The organism is Hydrogenophaga sp. NFH-34, from assembly GCF_021401345.1.
Classification (GTDB): domain Bacteria; phylum Pseudomonadota; class Gammaproteobacteria; order Burkholderiales; family Burkholderiaceae_C; genus Hydrogenophaga; species Hydrogenophaga electricum.
This window is the reverse complement of record NZ_JACBGE010000028.1, coordinates 23,726-39,947: the sequence shown is the minus strand read 5'-3', so window position 1 is coordinate 39,947 and position 16,222 is coordinate 23,726. Positions and strand designations below refer to the sequence as shown.

The 16,222-nt window shown below is 67.3% G+C and carries 14 protein-coding genes; 13 read left to right on the top strand and 1 reads right to left on the bottom strand.

The features are described 5' to 3' along the window. Positions 1-27 precede the first annotated feature (27 nt). Genes L0977_RS21780 through L0977_RS21745 form a run of 8 tightly spaced genes read left to right on the top strand, consistent with a single transcriptional unit; the run spans position 28 to position 8,386 of the window. Positions 28-1,467: a mannose-1-phosphate guanylyltransferase/mannose-6-phosphate isomerase gene (locus tag L0977_RS21780; protein ID WP_234266995.1), complete on the top strand. Its 1,440-nt coding sequence runs from the start codon at positions 28-30 to the stop codon at positions 1,465-1,467. Next, positions 1,445-2,308, top strand: a complete 864-nt coding sequence (locus tag L0977_RS21775) for an ABC transporter permease (protein WP_234266994.1) — start codon at positions 1,445-1,447, stop codon at positions 2,306-2,308. Before L0977_RS21780 ends, L0977_RS21775 begins: the two co-directional genes overlap by 23 nt. 1 nt (position 2,309) lies before the next feature. Further along, positions 2,310-3,086 (top strand): ABC transporter ATP-binding protein, encoded by a 777-nt coding sequence (locus tag L0977_RS21770; RefSeq protein ID WP_234266993.1) that lies wholly within the window; start codon positions 2,310-2,312, stop codon positions 3,084-3,086. Between the two features lie 22 nt (positions 3,087-3,108). Continuing rightward, a complete protein-coding gene (locus tag L0977_RS21765) occupies positions 3,109-4,509 on the top strand; it encodes a phenylacetate--CoA ligase family protein (protein ID WP_234266992.1) in 1,401 nt (466 codons plus the stop codon). A 10-nt stretch (positions 4,510-4,519) separates the two neighbouring features. Then, positions 4,520-6,097, top strand: a complete 1,578-nt coding sequence (locus L0977_RS21760) for a polysaccharide deacetylase (protein WP_234266991.1) — start codon at positions 4,520-4,522, stop codon at positions 6,095-6,097. Continuing rightward, complete coding sequence (gene wecB / locus L0977_RS21755; RefSeq protein WP_234266990.1) at positions 6,094-7,212, top strand: non-hydrolyzing UDP-N-acetylglucosamine 2-epimerase; 1,119 nt, start codon at positions 6,094-6,096, stop codon at positions 7,210-7,212. Before L0977_RS21760 ends, wecB begins: the two co-directional genes overlap by 4 nt. A 16-nt stretch (positions 7,213-7,228) precedes the next feature. Beyond that, positions 7,229-7,342 carry a glycosyltransferase family 2 protein gene (locus tag L0977_RS21750; protein WP_234266988.1) on the top strand — a complete coding sequence of 38 codons (114 nt, stop codon included), beginning with the start codon at positions 7,229-7,231 and terminating at the stop codon, positions 7,340-7,342. Positions 7,343-7,345: 3 nt separating this feature from the next. Further along, positions 7,346-8,386, top strand: coding sequence for a hypothetical protein (locus L0977_RS21745; protein ID WP_234266987.1), 1,041 nt, complete (start codon positions 7,346-7,348; stop codon positions 8,384-8,386). A gap of 35 nt (positions 8,387-8,421) precedes the next feature. Here L0977_RS21745 and L0977_RS21740 read toward each other — a convergent pair whose 3' ends face one another. Further along, on the bottom strand, positions 8,422-9,471 hold the full coding sequence (locus L0977_RS21740) for a hypothetical protein (RefSeq protein WP_234266986.1): 1,050 nt from the start codon (positions 9,469-9,471) through the stop codon (positions 8,422-8,424). 278 nt (positions 9,472-9,749) lie between these two features. Between L0977_RS21740 and L0977_RS21735 the strand changes: the two genes are divergently transcribed. The 5 genes from L0977_RS21735 (at position 9,750) to L0977_RS21715 (ending at position 16,200) form a co-directional block, all read left to right on the top strand. After that, positions 9,750-10,976, top strand: coding sequence for a glycosyltransferase (locus L0977_RS21735; protein ID WP_234266985.1), 1,227 nt, complete (start codon positions 9,750-9,752; stop codon positions 10,974-10,976). A gap of 45 nt (positions 10,977-11,021) precedes the next feature. Then, positions 11,022-12,203, top strand: a complete 1,182-nt coding sequence (locus L0977_RS21730; RefSeq protein ID WP_234266984.1) for a rhamnan synthesis F family protein — start codon at positions 11,022-11,024, stop codon at positions 12,201-12,203. Between the two features lie 35 nt (positions 12,204-12,238). Continuing rightward, positions 12,239-13,213 carry a glycosyltransferase gene (locus L0977_RS21725; RefSeq protein WP_234266983.1) on the top strand — a complete coding sequence of 325 codons (975 nt, stop codon included), beginning with the start codon at positions 12,239-12,241 and terminating at the stop codon, positions 13,211-13,213. A gap of 111 nt (positions 13,214-13,324) precedes the next feature. After that, a complete protein-coding gene (locus tag L0977_RS21720; RefSeq protein WP_234266981.1) occupies positions 13,325-15,142 on the top strand; it encodes a glycosyltransferase family 4 protein in 1,818 nt (605 codons plus the stop codon). Continuing rightward, on the top strand, positions 15,139-16,200 hold the full coding sequence (locus L0977_RS21715) for a glycosyltransferase (protein WP_234266980.1): 1,062 nt from the start codon (positions 15,139-15,141) through the stop codon (positions 16,198-16,200). The genes L0977_RS21720 and L0977_RS21715 overlap by 4 nt, the downstream gene beginning before the upstream one ends. Positions 16,201-16,222: the final 22 nt, after the last annotated feature.

Genomic DNA, 16,222 nt, shown 5'->3' with positions numbered 1-16,222 from the left:
CCGCCCGGAACCTAGGATTCATCTCGCATGCCCTCTCCTCTCGTCCCCGTGGTGCTTTCCGGCGGCACCGGCTCCCGCCTGTGGCCGGTTTCGCGCGAAGCCCATCCCAAACCCTTCATGGCCATGCCCGACGGCGAAAGCCTGTTGCGCAAGACCTACGCCCGCGCCGCCCTGGCCAGCCAGGGTCAGGCCCCGCTGACCGTCACCAACCGCGAGTACTTCTTCCTCAGCCGCGACACGCTGCAGGAAGCCGGCGTCACCGGCGGCGATTTCCTGCTGGAAGCCAGTGGCCGCAACACCGCCGGCGCCATCGCCATGGCGGCCCTGCACCTGGCGCAGACACGCGGCGCCGACGCCGTGATGCTGGTGCTGCCCGCCGACCACCTGGTGCAGGATGTGCCGGCTTTCCAGGCCGCCGTGGCCCAGGCCCACTCCCTGGCCGAACAAGGCCATCTGGTGACCTTCGGCATCGTGCCGGACCGCCCCGAAACCGGCTTCGGCTACATCCAGAAAGGCGCCCCGCTGGCGAACGGCCACGCCGTCTCGCGCTTCGTGGAGAAGCCCCCACTGGCCCAGGCACAGGCCTATCTGGCCTCGGGCGAATACCTCTGGAATTCCGGCATGTTCTGCCTGGGCGTGCGCACCGTCCTCGACGAGCTGTCCCGCCACGCCCCGGACGTGCTCGAAGCCTGCCGCCGCTGCGCGACCGACCTGAAGTCGCGCGAGTTGGGCGGCGTGCACGGGCTGGAAATCCCTGATGCCGCCTACCAGGCCGTGCCCTCGATCTCGATCGACCACGCCCTGATGGAGCGCTCCGACCGCGTGGCGGTGGTGCCGGCCGACATCGGCTGGTCCGACATCGGCTCCTGGACCGCGGTGCGCGACCTGTCGCCCGCCGATGCGCGCCAGAACCGCGCCACCTCGGACGCGGTGTTCGTCGACGCCGACAGCACCTACGTCCATGGCGAACAGCGCGTGGTGGCCGCCGTGGGCACACGCAATCTGGTCATCGTCGACACGCCCGATGCCCTGCTGGTGGCCGATGCCGACCGCGTGCAGGACGTGCGCGAGGTGGTGGCCCAGCTCAAGCAGCGCCAGCACCCGGCAGCCCAGTTCCACCAGACCGTGGCCCGCCCCTGGGGCACGTACACCGTCCTGGGCGAGGGCGAGCGCTACAAGCTCAAGCGCATCGAAGTGCTGCCCGGCGCCAGCCTCAGCCTGCAGCTGCATCACCACCGCAACGAGCACTGGATCGTGGTCAGCGGCCTGGCCGAGGTCACCAACGGCGACCGCACCTTCCTGCTGCACGCCAACGAATCCACCTACATCCCGGCCGAACACCGGCACCGCCTGACCAACCCGGGCCAGGAACTGCTGGTGATGATCGAAGTGCAAAGCGGCGCTTACCTGGGCGAAGACGACATCGTCCGTTTCGAGGACAAATATGGCCGAACTCCTGCAGCCTGAAGGGGCCACGCCCGCGCAGGCCCCTGCCCATCAGATCCCGGAAGTGCCCGAGGACTGGTACCACCACGATGGCCGCACCGACATCTGGGTCGCCATGCGCAACGTGCACGTCTGGGGCGTGCTGGGCTGGCACGACATCCGCCAGCGCTACCGCCGCTCGGTGCTGGGCCCGTTCTGGTTCACGCTCAGCACCTTCATCATGATCGGGGTGCTGGGCTTCCTGTACTCCGAACTGCTCAAGCAAGAGATTTCGCAATACCTGCCCTTCCTGGGGGTCGGTCTGGTGCTGTGGCAATACCTGTCGACCAGCATCACCGAAGGCTCCAACGCCTTCATCAGCGGCAGCTTCCTGATGAAGCAGATCCGCATGCCCGCGACCATCCACGTCTGCCGCATCGTCTGGCGCAACTTCTGCATCCTGCTGCACAGCCTGCCGCCAGTGATGATCCTGTCGCTGGCCCTGGGCAACCGCCCGAATGCCGACTTCATCCTCATCATTCCCGGGCTGTTCCTGCTGCTGCTGACCGCCACCTGGATCGGCATCGTGCTGGGCATTCTGTGCCTGCGCTACCGCGACCTGCTGCCCATCGTGGCCAACATCCTGCAGGTGGCGTTCTTCTTCACCCCCATCATGTGGGCGCCCACGCTGCTCAAGGAGCGTGCCTGGATTGCCCACTACAACCCGCTGTACCACCTCATCGAGATCGTGCGCGCGCCCATGATCGGTGAGCCCATCGACCCCATCTCGTGGGTCTGGGCCATCGGCATGGTGGTGGTCGGCTTCGCGATTGCGCAGGCCCTGATGAAGACCGCCCGCCACCGCCTGGCCTACTGGATCTGACATGACCGCGAGCATTTCCGCCCACAACCTGTTCGTCGAATTCCCGATCTTCGAGAACTCTCACCGGTCGCTGAAAAAAGCCGTGCTGAACCTCTCCACCGGCGGGGTCATCGGCAAGGATGCGGGCAACCACCCGGTGGTGACCGCGCTCAACGACCTGAACTTCGAGATCCGCGACGGCGACCGCATCGGCCTGGTGGGCCACAACGGCTCGGGCAAGACCACCCTGCTGCGCGTGCTCACCGGCATCTATTCGCCCACGCGCGGCCGGCTGGACGTGCAGGGCCGCACCGCTTCGTTGCTGGAAGTGTCCTCCGGGGTCGACCCCGACGCCACCGGCTTCGAGAACATCTACCTGCGCGGCATCATGAGCGGCCTTAAACCTGCGCGCATCAAGGAACGCATCGACGAGATCGCCGAGTTCACCGAACTGGGCGACTACCTCAACCTGCCGGTGCGCACCTATTCCAGCGGCATGCTGCTGCGCCTGACCTTTGCCATTTCCACCAGCATCGACGCCGACATCCTCATCATGGACGAGTGGCTCAGCGTGGGCGACGCCTCGTTCCGCGACAAGGCGGCCAAGCGCCTCAAGGATTTGGTCGACAAGGCCTCCATCCTGGTGATCGCCTCGCACAACCCCGAGCTGATTCAGTCCATCTGCAACCGCAAACTGCAGCTCGAGCACGGCCGCATCATTGCCGACGAACCGGTGGTGGCCCCGCCGCCGGAGGCGGCACCCGCCGAGTTGGCGCAGCCCGCCGAGCCCGTGGTCTGACGCGGCCGCGCCCGAAAAGCCCATGCCCCTGAACCTCAAAGCCGATCACCCGGCCCTGCCCTACCTGGAGTGGGTCGGTGCCCGGCAGCCCCTGCGGGCGGTCAAAGGCCTGATCAGTGCCCACCTGGCTTACCCCGTGGCCGAGCACATGGAGCGGCGCGAGGTCCGGCCCAAGCTGACCGAGCTGCAACGCCACTACCGTGTGCCCTTTGCCCAGCGCCTGCAGGGCGTGCGGGACCGCGTCGCCGACACCGTGGCCTTCGCGATGCAGGCCGTGCCCTACTACCGGGACACCTTTTGCGCGCTCGGCTTCGACCCCGACAAACTGCGCCAGGACCTGCGCTGGCTGCAAGACCTGCCCTGGCTGACCAAGGACATCATCCGCGAACAGGGCGATCGCCTGCTCTCGCGCCCGCTGGCCGAGGTCCGCCACCACGCCTGCAAGACCGGCGGCTCGACCGGCCAGTCCTGCGTGATCCACTACGACCAGCCCGCCGCCGACCATTCGGCCGCGGTCACGCTGTACTGCCGCCAGCGTGTGGGCAAGACCCAGCGCAAGCCCGAGCTGCACTTCGCCTGCCGCTTTCCGGGCGACCTGGTCCCGCCCTGGCCCTCGCGCGAAGACTTCAAGTGCTTCGCGATGAACCGCAGCAACATCTTCTTCGGCGCGCTCGACGACGCCGGGCTCGAAGAGATCTGGGCCACGCTGCTGCGCCGCCGCCCCTACCTGATCCACGGCCACCCATCGACCATCTACGCCCTGGCCTGCCACATCGAAAAGACCCGTGGCAGCGCCCGGGCCTTCCGCATCTTCGAGTCCAGCGGCGAACTGATGGAAGACTACCAGCGGCACAAAATCGCGCAGGCGTTGCAGTGCCGCGTGGTCAACCGCTACGGCCTGGCCGAGCTGGGCGTGGTGGCCTACGAGCTCGAAGAAGGCATGCCGGGCATGCAGTTGCTCGACTCCGAGGCCTGGTGCGAAATGGCCCCTGTGGACAACGCCACTGTGGGCAGCGACCGCGGTGAACTCACCTTCACGGCCCTTCGCAACCGGCTCATGCCGCTGATCCGCTACCGCAGCGGCGACCTCGGCCGCGTCGAACAGCGCGAGACGGGCGTCTACCTGACCGAAGTGATCGGGCGCATCCACGACATGGTGCCCATCAACGGCGTGCCCCACGCCACGCACCACATCCAGGACGTGCTCGACCACCGCGTGGGCGGCATCCAGGAATTCCAGATCGACCTGCGCAGCGCACCACCGGTGCTGCGCATCGTGGTCGACACCCACGGCAACGCCGAACAGATCACCGAGCGCGTGCAGGCGTACTGGCCTGGTGCCTTCGACCTGCAGTTCGTGCAGCATGCCGACCTGGTGCGCGTGGGCAGCCGCGCCAAGTTCCGGCACGTGGTCACGGGCTGACGCGGCGCGCATGCTTCACGTTCTCGCTCCCGGCCCCTACCAGGACATCGCGCAACTGGTGCTCTCGGCCTGGCTGCGCAGCGGTGGCCAGGGCTCGGCCGCGCTCGGCAGCCTCGGTGCGCTCGCGGACCCGGCGCACGCGCTCCACGTGGTGATCCACCCCCGCGAGGAATGGACCGAGGCGCTGCTGGCCCTGACGCGCCGGCCCGCCAAACTGCTGCTGCTGGGCCGCCTTTCGCACGGACTGGCCACCGCCCTGGGCGTGCAACTGCCCGCCGAATGGCCGGCCGACTGGGCCGGCCACACCCTGTGCCCGCCCGCCACCGCCGGCGGGTATGCGGAGAGTGTGGCGCGGGTGGTCTATCCGGCCAATGCCCCCCGCATCGCCGGCCAGGCACCTGCCATGGCGGTGCGCCCGTTCCGGCGCCACGACTTCGCCGACGAATGGAACAACCTGGGCTACGGCGCCATCACCGCCGACGGCACGCCCTGGAGCATTGCCCAGAACGCCCAGTTGCCCACCGCTCACGAACTGGCCGCAGCACGCCTGGGCGACCTGCCCCTGTGCGGCTACGCGGGACTCTGGGACCTGCCCGGCGCCAGCGTGCTCTGGTTCAACCGCGCCGCCGGCCCGATCGACTCGCAGGAATGGCGCCTGGTGGAGGATTTTTTCTCCTGCCACCGCGCCGACACCCTGCCTTGCGCCCCGGTGCTGGCCGAGGTGCCGCACGGCTTCGACAGCGCCGTCACCATGCGGCTGGACTGCGACGAAGACGTGGAATCGGCCCGTGCGCTGTGGGATCTGCACCGCGCCGAAGACGTGCCCTTCAGCCTCGCGCTGCACGCGCGCGTGCTGGCCGATGCCCGCCACCACGCGCTGCCCCGCGAAGTGCTGGCCGGCGGCGGTGCCCTGCTCTCGCACACCGCCACCCACGCGCCGGACTGGGGTGGCAGCTACGACGCAGCGTTCCACGAAGGGCGGCAGTCGGCCGACGTCATCGAGGCCCACACCGGCTACCGCGTGCGCCATGCCGTCTCGCCCTTCCACCAGACGCCGCTGTACGCCCGCCTGGGCCTGGCCGATGCCGGCTACACCGGCTGCATCGGCGGCATCATCCGCAACGACCCGGACTTCCTCACCGCCCGCGCCGGCATCCCGCCCGGCTCGGGCCAGGGTTTCATCGGCCACAGCCAGCAGTGCATGCTGCACGGCGACTGCCTGCTGAGCGACGGTGAACCCCTGCGCGTCTTCCACGAAGCCTTCCGCCTGGCAAGGGTGGGCGGCGCGTTCTTCGGCTATCTGGACCACCCGTTTTCCGAACGGTATGCCTACGGCTGGCGATCGGAGGCCGAGCGGGTCGAGGCGCATCGCCGCTTCATCGGGCATATCCGCGAAACGGGTGGCCGCGTGCTGTGGGCCAACGCCAGCGACGCACTCGACTTCCTGTCCGACCGCGCCCACACCACCGTGCACGCCCTGGCACAGGGTCATTGCATCACCCGGCCCAGCGCCACACACCGCTGGCCGCTGGCCGTGCGCCACCGCGGCCAGGTCGTGTCCGTCACCACCCAGGAAACCCTCGCATGAAGCTCATGATCGTGTTCGGCACCCGACCGGAAGTGATCAAGCTCGCCCCCGTGGCCGCAGCAGCCCTGGACATGCCGGGCATCGAGCGCGTGGTCTGCTCCACCGGCCAGCACCGCCAGATGCTGGACCAGGCGCTGGCCTGCTTCGGCCTCCGGCCCGACGTGGACCTGGACCTGATGCGCGCCAACCAGACCCTGCCCGCGCTCACCGCACGCCTGATCGAGGGCATGACCGAAGCCCTGCAGGCGCACCAGCCCGATGTGGTGATGGTGCAGGGTGACACCACCACCGCCTTCGCCGCGGCACTGGCCGCGTTCTACCAGCGCATCCCGGTGGCGCATGTCGAAGCCGGCCTGCGCACGGGCGACCCTTACAGCCCGTTCCCGGAAGAAATGAACCGGGCCATGATCAGCCGCCTGGCGCGCTGGCACTTCACGCCCACCGAGCCGGCCACCCGCAACCTGCTGGCCGAAGGCATCGCCGCATCGGCCATCACCCAATGTGGCAACACCGTGATCGACGCGGTGGAACTGATCAAGCGCCAATGGCAGCAGCGCCCCTACAGCGGTCCGGCAACCGCCTGGTTCCCGGACCGCGACCTGGTGCTGGTGACCACCCACCGCCGTGAAAACTTCGGCCAGGGCCTGGAAAACATCTGCGATGCCCTGCTGACCCTGTGCCGCGAATACCCCACGCTGGGCTTCGTGTTCCCGGTGCACCTGAATCCGCAGGTCCAGGCCATCGTCCGGCCTCGGCTGGCGGGTGTCGACAACCTGCGGCTGCTTGAACCCGTCGACTTCGAGACCAGTCTTTACCTGCAAAGCCGCTCGGTGCTGATCCTCACCGACTCCGGAGGCATCCAGGAAGAGGCCCCCTCCTTCGGCGTGCCCTGTGTCGTCATGCGCGAACACACCGAACGCCGCGAAGGCGTGGATGCCGGGTTTGCCTCGCTGGTCGGCACCGACCGGGCGGCCATTGTGGCCGGAGCGCGTCATTGGCTGGCGCAACCGGCGCTGCGCCAGCAACTGGCAACCAGGGCCAACCCGTATGGCGACGGACGGGCATGCACCCGGATCCTCGAAACACTGGCAGAGCCCCGCGCGGCCAGTGCCTGAAGATAAACTGCGGCGCATGGAGAATCCGCCCCCTCCGCGCGTCGGACTGATTGCGATCGTCAAGAATGAAGCGCCGTATCTGGTCGAGTGGCTGGCACATCACCGGCTGATCGGCATCGACCGTTTCTAGAGCATGCTGCTGGAACGCCACCGGGACGATGCGGAGTGGCTGGCACTGATCGACGCCGACGAGTTCATCTGGCCGATGAGCAACGACTGGAGCCTGCTCCGGTTTGTGCAGCGATTCGAACAGCAGCACCCGGAAGTGGGCGCCATCGCGCTCAACTGGGCCACCTATGGGTCCGCGGGTCAGGCCGTGTTCGAGGACGAGCTGGTGACCAAGCGCTTCACCTGGCACGCACCACATCACGACGTCATCAACCGGGGAATCAAGACGCTGGCCAGGACGCGGGCGGTATCGTCGGTTCTGACATCGCACAACGTAGCCCTGCACCCTGGTGCCCAATACCTGCACACACAGGGCGCGCCACGCACCTTTTCTCCCGACCTGTTCCCTGCGAACACGGCACTGGCGCAATGCCTCAGCCATGCCATCCAGTGGGACCATTTCCGGGTCAACCACTACATCGTCAAGTCCTACCAGGAGTTCATCCAGAAGAAGCAGGCGCGAGGGCGCGCCATGACTTCGACACCACTGGACGACGTGTTTTTTCTGGGACACGACAAGGGCGGCACACAGACATGCCCCGATCCGCGCTACCTGCAGGCGCTGGAAGCGGAAATGCTGCGCATTCGGGCAGCCACTCCCGAGGTCGACCACGCACAGTGGACGCGCGAACTGCTGACCCAGCGCCGCTCATTTCAGGACCAGACACCGGCACCACACGTCGGTTGCGTCGACCACATCCGGACAGACCCTGCGTCGGTCCTGCTGACCGGCTGGCTGCTGGTTCATGGTGACCACCCGGTCACGCGACTGGAGCTGTCCGTCGACCAGACGGAATGGTTGCCCTCGCACACCCTGCATGCCCAGGCGCGACCCGACGTGGCGCAGCACTTTTCGCAGGCCCCCCACGATTGCGGCTTCATCGCCAGCTTCCGGCAGGCCGCCCCGATGTCCCAAACCTCTGCCATTGCGGCCCGCGCCGTCCTCGCGGATGGCCGATGGACACGCCCCATCGAACTGGGTCGGTACGCACGCAAGGACCTCTGACGCGGGAGACCGCCCCTGCGTGGTGCCGGAGCGACTCAGAGCCCGACCGGCCTCACCAGGCTGTCCCTTACGACGAATGCCCCCAGCGGCAGCGATTCCGGCTCGACACCGGCCAGCGGCGGCACGTCGACCCGCAGTGCCTGCAACGGCACCGCCGCCTGAGCAGCCTCCAGGCGGATCACAAAGCCACAATCCAGAGGAGCCCTGGGGTGGTGCAAGCGCACGTCCGGTCGCGCCATCCGCACGCACTCGGCCACCGGCCAGCCCACCCCGTTGACATGCACCTGCATGTCGAGCGGAAAGGTACTGCGTCGCACCAGCGCCCAGCCCTTCAGGCAGAGGGTGCCCGCTTCCCACCAGACCTCGTCCACACACCCGGTCACCAGACCAGGGGGAGGTTTGAACCCCTGCAGCTGCAGCTGGTTCGCATCGAAGCGTTCCAGCAGGCCCGGCGCGTTCCGCGCCACCATCTCGCGAATCCACGCGGCTTCGCGCCGCACCCGCTCCTGGTGGGCTTCGGAGGGCGCATCCTCCACGTCGTTGTGATCGTGAAAGTAGAAAAAATCGGCTTGGTAAGCCCCCCCGGCCCCGGCGGCACTGCCCCGGCTGGATTTTTTGTAGAAGTACTCCACCCAGGATTTGATGACGTAATGGTTGACGCGGACCGGCGACCAGCACAACCGCTGGGAAAGGCCATCTCCCGACTGGTCCTGGTAGTGATCGCGCACCCGAAAGTCCTGGCCATCGGCCTGCAGGTACCGGAATCCGGGCCGCAGCGACGAGGTGTGGGGCCGGACGTTGTCCGACAGCGCCGTCAGCCGCAGGATCGACTTGACGTGATGATGGGACTCGAAAGACGCGGGTGCACGGAACCGGAAGCGCGATTGCACCGGCCCGTCGTCCGCGTACACCCGCCCGGATGAGCCGTACACCGCCCAGTTCAACGCGACGGCCCCCACGTCCGGAGCCGCCAGCGCACGGAACCAGCCCGCGAGATCGAAGCCCTCCTCGGCGGGCATCAGGAACTCGTCCGCATCCATGAACGCCAGCCAGTCGGCATGGGCACCAAAGGCCTCCAGGATCATGCGGTAGCCCGCGCCCTGGGGCGATCCCGCACTGGTGGGCACGTGAACAAAGCGCACGACCCCGGCCTGCTGCAGGGCCTGGAGATGGCTGCGATGCCGAAGGGAAACGAGGTGGTGGGGCTCATGGTCGATAGGGTCCTGCAAAGCGCCGCCAGATTCTAGAGCAGCCCCTGCCGCGCCAAGCCGCCACGGCCCAGGCGCGCCGAGGCCCCCACGGTAAAATGACCGACTCTTTCCGGTGGTGCTTTTCTGAGCGTTTGATGCCACGCCAAGACCCTATGAACACAGCCTCCGGCAGCAGTGCCACGTCCCCAGGCGCCTGCCTCCTGTTCGCCACCGCAGACTGGGACACCCCCTACTGGACCAACAAGCAGCACACTGCCGATCACCTGGCCAAGGCCGGGTGGCAGGTGCTCTACGTGGAGAGTGTCGGGCTGCGGGCTCCCCAACTGGGCAGCGGCACCGACTGGCACCGGCTGTGGCGACGCCTGGTGCGCGGCCTGCGTGGTCCGCGCCGCGTGGGGGCCGGCCTGTGGGTGCTGTCCCCGCTGGTCATTCCCTTCAAGCACCATCACCCCTGGGTCCGCGCCTTCAACCAGGGCTACCTGGCCTGGACACTGAGCCGCTTTCTGCGCCGGCAGGGTCTGGCCCATCCCATGGTCTGGACCTACCACCCGTTTGTGCTGGAAACACTGGACCGCCTGCAGGCCCGGCACAACGTGACCACCGGCCCGCTGGTCTACCACTGCGTCGACGACCTGGCCGCCATTCCAGGGATCGACGCGACCGCGTTCAATGCCGAGGAGCGGCGGCTGCTGACCCGCGCCGATGCGGTGTTCACCACCAGCCAGGCGCTGTTCGAAAAGTGCGCCCCACACAATCCCCATGTGCACGACTTTCCCAACGTGGTGGACCTGGAGCATTTTGGCCAGGCTTTCGATGCCGGGCCCTTGCCCGCCGATCTGCAGGCCATCCCCGAACCCCGTATCGGCTACGTGGGCGCCCTCTCCGACTTCAAGGTCGATTTCACCCTGTTGCGCGAACTGGCCCAACAACGCCCGTCGTGGCAGTTTGTGCTCATCGGCGATGAGCGGGAAGGCCAGCGCGACCCGGTGCTGGCCGACATGGCGCGACTTCCCAACGTGCACCGGCTGGGCCACAGGCCCTATCAGCAACTGCCCCTCTACCTGCGCGGTCTGGCGGTCGGGCTGCTGCCCACACGCATCAACACCTACACCCGCAGCATGTTCCCGATGAAGTACTTCGAGTACATCGCCAGCGGCGTGCCTGTCGTGTCCACCCGCCTGGCCTTTACCGAAACCGAACATTCGCCGTTACTGCAGGTGGCTGACGACGCGACAGCCTTTGGCCAGGCCATCGCTGCGCACCTGGCGGCCCCCCGGCCCGACCGGCCCCTGTGCGAGCGCCTGGTGGCCAAAAACACCTGGAAATCGCGGCTGGCCGGCATGTTGGCCCATGTATTCCCGGTCACCGCCGACCGCTGATCCACAATGCGGGCGGCGCCATCTGCCGTTCAATTCCTCGCGTCCATGCAAGTCCTTTTTCAAAACCCCCAGCTCCGTCCGGGCGTTCGTGCGGCCTTCTGTGTTTTTTCGCACTACGACCCCCATGGCACGGTAGAGCCCTATGTCCGCGGCTATCTGGCAGAACTGCAGCGTTGCGGCTTCCAGGTCGTCTTCGTGTCGACCAGCCCCCGTCTGGACACGGAAAGCCAGGAAGCGCTGCGCGAACTGACGGCTGCGGTGATCCTGCGCGAGAACATCGGCTACGACTTCGGCTCCTACAAAACCGGCATCCTGTTCCTGCGACACATGCAGGCCGAACCGTCGCGCCTGCTGCTGACCAACGACAGCGTTTTCGGGCCGCTGCAGCCCCTTGCCCCCCTGCTGCCGGCGCACGATGATTTCGGCCTGTTCGGCATGACCGACTCGTTCGACTTCAGCTACCACCTGCAGAGTTTCTTCATCCTCTATGGCACACCCGTGCTGCGCAGCCCGGCATTCGCCACGTTCTGGGACCGGGTCGAACTGCTTTCGCCCGAAGTGCCGGGCTTCAAGCAGAAAATCATCCTCGACTACGAGGTCGGCGGCTCCCAGTATTTCCTCAACCACGGCTTTCCCGTTGCTGCGGCTTTTCCGTTCCGCAAGACCCTGGCCACCGCCATGGATCACTACGGAACGCTGCTCGCCGCTGCCGAAGCCCCTGGCGGTGTCGCACCCGCCCCGCTCAAGGTGCGCTTCAATGCCACCCACAGTTTCTGGGAAGAGCTGATCGAGCTGGGTTTTCCCTTCATCAAGCGCGAATTGCTGCTGCTCAACCCCACCGGAGCCGACATCTACCGCTGGCCCGACATCGTGGCCCAACACTCGGATTACGACATCGGACAGATCCTGGCAGCATCGTTGAGCTTCTCTGGCAACAACGACGTGTTCTTCACCACCGCACCGGCGGAAATCGCCGCCCGGATGAACGAAGCCGGCGAACTGGTACTGCCGGTCAACCCGACCCTCCAACCCTGGCAAGCCCGGTTCGGCGTTCCCGATGAGCGCTGCTTCGTTTTTGATGAATCCGTCTACATGGACGCCCATCCCGACATCCGTGTGGCGGTACAGCAAGGCAAGCTGGACAGCGCACGCGCCCATTTCAAGAAGCAGGGGCACCGGGAAAGCCGCCGCGTCCCCCTCAAAGCCATCCCCCCGCTGTCTTCCTGAACGCCCACGGGCGTCCACCTCCGGCCGCATTCCGCATGAAAGCCCTGTTCGCCACCTACCCCATGGCCTTCCACACCCCCGGCGGCGGTGAGGTGCAGTTGCTCGCCTACCGCGACCACCTGCCCGCCGCCGGTGTCGACGTGACCCTGTTCGACCTCTGGAACCCCCGCTTCGCCGAACACGACGTGGTGCACTTCTTCTCCTGCGTGGGCGGCTCGGTGCACTTCTGCCACTTCGTCAAGAACCTGGGCAAGCCGCTGGTGGTCACCTCCAGCCTGTGGATCACCGAGACCACGCAGCACCAGTACCCCATGGACGAGATCCGCGCCCAGTTGTTGCTGGCCGACCGCATCGTCACCAACTCCGAGATGGAGAGCGACACGCTGGCCCGTGTGTTGCGCATTCACCGCGATCGCTTCGCGTCGGTCTACAACGGCGTCGACGCGGTGTTCCGCCACCGGCCCGATGCCAGCCAGTTCCGCCAGGCTTTCGGCGTCAAAGGGCGCTTTGTGCTCAACGTCGGCAACATCGAGCCGCGCAAGAACCAGGCCCGCCTGGCGCAAGCCATGGACGCGCTGCCCGACCACCAGCTCATCCTGATCGGCCATGTGCGCGACCAGGCCTATTTCCAGCAGATGATGGACGCGGCGCCGCCCGGCCGCGTGCGCTATCTGGGCCCGATCCCGCACCACGACGACCTGCTGCGCTCGGCCTACCAGGCCTGCGACCTGTTCTGCCTGCCCAGCACCCTGGAAACCCCGGGCCTGGCCGCGCTCGAAGCCGCTACCCAGGGCTGCCGTCTGGTGATCACCGCCGAAGGCTCGACCCGCGAATACTTCGGCGAAGCGGCGGTCTATATCGACCCGCTCGACGTGGCAGCCATCCGGCAGGGCCTGCGCGAAGGCGCCGAACCGGCAGCACCCCGGCCTGTGCCGGAAGCGATCTGGGAGCGCTACGCCTGGCAGCAGGTGGTGCGCAAGCTCCGGCAGGTCTACGAAGGCGTCTGCTGACGCCGCCACCGCCGCCCTGGAGCGCCTGGCGCCAGCAGCGATAATTGAGCCTTTGCGCCGCTTGCGGCCTCGACGCCCGGTTTCTCCGGGCCCCTGCGCGCCCTCCCGTTCATGAACGATCCCAAGACCGCCCAGACCGCCTCCGCCCAACCCGCCTGGTTCTACGAGGACGTGCCGACCCCGTCGGGTTACCAAGTCCCGTACTTCTTCACCGTGCTGAACGCCTTCTGGCCGGACCTGGAAGAAAACCGGGGTGCCCACTTCAAGACGGAAGCGGGCTACGTCAGCGCCATGGCCTTCTGGGAAAACCCGCTGCGCGGCGCTTCGCCCGACATCGTGTGGCCGCCGGCCGGTGTGTTTCCCCCGGTGCTGTTCGAGCCTGACACCAGCATCGAACAGGACACCGTGCTGCCCCTGACCAAGGGCATGGTGGGTGCCTGGCGGGTGCGCCCCGACATGCACCACTTCGACCTGACCACGCCGCTGGGCCGGTTGCAGATGCTGCACTGGCGCCTGTCGCTGGGGTGCCGCGAATACCGCTTCCTGGCGGTGACCGGCGAAGAGGTCCGCTACCTGCAAGAACCCAGCACCGCCCACGGCGGCCGCATTGCCCACCTGCCCCGGCTCGCCGAGCTGGCGCCCGTGCTGGTGGCCAACCAGCCCGACCTGGTGGCGCGTCTGGCGGCTGGCGAGCCCGAAGCCTACGACTATTGCTGGACCCCGCTGCAAAAGCCGCTGGAAGATCTGCTGGCCAACGCCGTTCGCCGTGCCCCGGCCTACGAGGCCCAGCCTGTGGCGGCGATTGGCACGGCCGAGCCAGGTGGCATCAACATCGTGGGTTTCGCCACCGGCCAGTTCGGCATCGGTGAGGACGCGCGCACCGCCACCCGCGCCATGCTCAAGGCGGGCATCCGTCCGACCGTCTACGAGCCCCCCATCCCGCTGGCCTGCGCGGTCATCAAGGACGGCTGGATCAACGAACACATCCGGCCTGCGCCGGTGCACCGTTTCAACCTGCTCACGATGCCGGCGCCCGACACGCTGCGCCTGTTCTTTCTGCAGCAGCGCGGCGTGCTGCAGGGCCGCTACAACATCTGCGGCTGGCAGTGGGAACTGCCCCACTGGCCCCGGCACTGGCACCCGCTGATGAACATCCCCGACGAAATCTGGGCCCAGTCGCGCTACGTGCAGCACATGTTCCAGGAAGTCACCGACAAGCCCGTGACCTACATGCCCCTGGCGGTGGAGATGCCCAGCTTCACCCCCCGCACGCGCGAGTCTTTTGACCTGCCCGAACAGCCGTTCACCTTCCTGTCGGTGTTCGACTGCAATTCCTGGTACCAGCGCAAGAACCCGATGGGTGCCATCCGCGCGTTCCAGGCCGCGTTCCCGCCCGGCAATCGCGACGTGCAACTGGTGGTCAAGATGATGAACACCCGCTACGACATGGCCGAATACAAGGAGCTCATGCGCCTGGCGGCCCAGGACGCACGGGTCTTCGTCATCGACGAATTCCTCTCGCGCAACGACATGCTGGCCCTGCTGGACGCGGTGGACGTGTTCGTGTCGCTGCACCGGTCGGAAGGCTTCGGCCGCGTGGTGGCCGAAAGCATGATCCTGGGCAAACCGGTCATTTCCACCAACTACTCCGGCAGCGTGGACTTTGCCCACGAGGGCACGGCCTACGCCATCGACGGCCCGCTGGTCGCGCTGAAAAAGGGCGACTACTCCGAGTACGAGGGCCAGCACTGGATGGACCCCGACATCGGCCTGGCTGCCGAAGCCATGCGCCGCTGCGTCGAAGACCGCAGTGGCACGCAGGCCATGGCCGAGCGCGGACGCCAGATCATCATCGACAACCACAGCATCGACGCCATTGCCCGCCGCTACGCGCAACGCCTGCGCGAGCTGGGCGCCATCGCGGCATGAGCACCCTGCGCATCGTCGCTCCTGAAATCCGCGCGGGCGATGCGGTGGGCAACCACTGCCTGTACCTCGCGCGGGCGCTGGCCCGGGAAGACCGCCCCGTCGCGCTGCACGCCCAGCGCCATGACGTGGGCCCGGACGTGGCCGTGCAGAACTACGATGCCCTGTTCGCCCAGCACCAGCCGACCGATGTGCTGCTGCTGAGCTATTCCACCTACCAGCCCTGGTTGCCGCGCCTGATGGCGCTGCCCGGCCGCAAGGTGGCCTACTTCCACGGGGTCACCCCGGTGGAACTCCTGCTGGAGCACGACCCGGTGGCTGCCTACTGGTCCGCCAAGGCCATCACCCAGTTGCCGCGTCTGGGCGAATTCGACCACCTGATCGCCAATTCGCGCTGGAACCTCGACGACCTGGCCAGGCACCTGCCGCGGCCTCTGGAAGCCGGACGCACGTCGGTCATTCCCCCGATCACGCCCGACATGCCCCTGATGCGCCGCCCGGCCCGTGCCGTGCACGCCTGGCAGCCACCACTGTCCCTGCTCACCGTCGGCCGCCTGGCACCGCACAAACGGGTGGAAGACGTGATCCGGATCGTGGCCAGCCTGGTGCAGCAAGGCGTTCCGGCCACGCTGACCCTGGTCGGCGGCGCTACCAGCGACGACTACCTGCAACACCTGCGCGACACGGCCGATACCCTGGGCGTGCGGACACAGGTCACGTTCTGTGGCCATGTCAGCGACGAAGCCCTGGATCGCTGTTACGCCGACGCCGACTTGCTGGTCTCGGCCAGCCTGCACGAGGGCTTTTGCATCCCGGTGCTGGAAGCGATGCAGCAAGGGCTGCCGGTGCTGGTTCGACAAGGCACGGCGGCCACCGAGGTGGCCGGGAGCGGTGGGGTGGTATTCGGGACCGCGGATGAGGCCGCAGACTGGATCGTTCGGCTGCTGGCCGATCCGGCGCAAACGGCACAGCTTCGCCAGGCCGGGATCGCCAGGGCGGCGGACTGGGTCCGTCAATCGTCCGTGGCGGGCATTGCGACCAGCCTGGAGCCCCGGCACTGACCACCTGCGCGCTGCGCACGCC

Excerpts from the sequence above, each read along its gene's own strand:
- L0977_RS21780 (WP_234266995.1), top strand. The coding sequence starts at position 28 with ATGCCCTCTCCTCTCGTCCCCGTGGTGCTTTCCGGCGGCACCGGCTCC.
- L0977_RS21775 (WP_234266994.1), top strand. The coding sequence starts at position 1,445 with ATGGCCGAACTCCTGCAGCCTGAAGGGGCCACGCCCGCGCAGGCCCCT.
- L0977_RS21770 (WP_234266993.1), top strand. The coding sequence starts at position 2,310 with ATGACCGCGAGCATTTCCGCCCACAACCTGTTCGTCGAATTCCCGATC.
- L0977_RS21765 (WP_234266992.1), top strand. The coding sequence starts at position 3,109 with ATGCCCCTGAACCTCAAAGCCGATCACCCGGCCCTGCCCTACCTGGAG.
- L0977_RS21760 (WP_234266991.1), top strand. The coding sequence starts at position 4,520 with ATGCTTCACGTTCTCGCTCCCGGCCCCTACCAGGACATCGCGCAACTG.
- wecB (WP_234266990.1), top strand. The coding sequence starts at position 6,094 with ATGAAGCTCATGATCGTGTTCGGCACCCGACCGGAAGTGATCAAGCTC.
- L0977_RS21750 (WP_234266988.1), top strand. The coding sequence starts at position 7,229 with ATGGAGAATCCGCCCCCTCCGCGCGTCGGACTGATTGCGATCGTCAAG.
- L0977_RS21745 (WP_234266987.1), top strand. The coding sequence starts at position 7,346 with ATGCTGCTGGAACGCCACCGGGACGATGCGGAGTGGCTGGCACTGATC.
- L0977_RS21740 (WP_234266986.1), bottom strand. The coding sequence starts at position 9,471 with ATGATCCTGGAGGCCTTTGGTGCCCATGCCGACTGGCTGGCGTTCATG.
- L0977_RS21735 (WP_234266985.1), top strand. The coding sequence starts at position 9,750 with ATGAACACAGCCTCCGGCAGCAGTGCCACGTCCCCAGGCGCCTGCCTC.
- L0977_RS21730 (WP_234266984.1), top strand. The coding sequence starts at position 11,022 with ATGCAAGTCCTTTTTCAAAACCCCCAGCTCCGTCCGGGCGTTCGTGCG.
- L0977_RS21725 (WP_234266983.1), top strand. The coding sequence starts at position 12,239 with ATGAAAGCCCTGTTCGCCACCTACCCCATGGCCTTCCACACCCCCGGC.
- L0977_RS21720 (WP_234266981.1), top strand. The coding sequence starts at position 13,325 with ATGAACGATCCCAAGACCGCCCAGACCGCCTCCGCCCAACCCGCCTGG.
- L0977_RS21715 (WP_234266980.1), top strand. The coding sequence starts at position 15,139 with ATGAGCACCCTGCGCATCGTCGCTCCTGAAATCCGCGCGGGCGATGCG.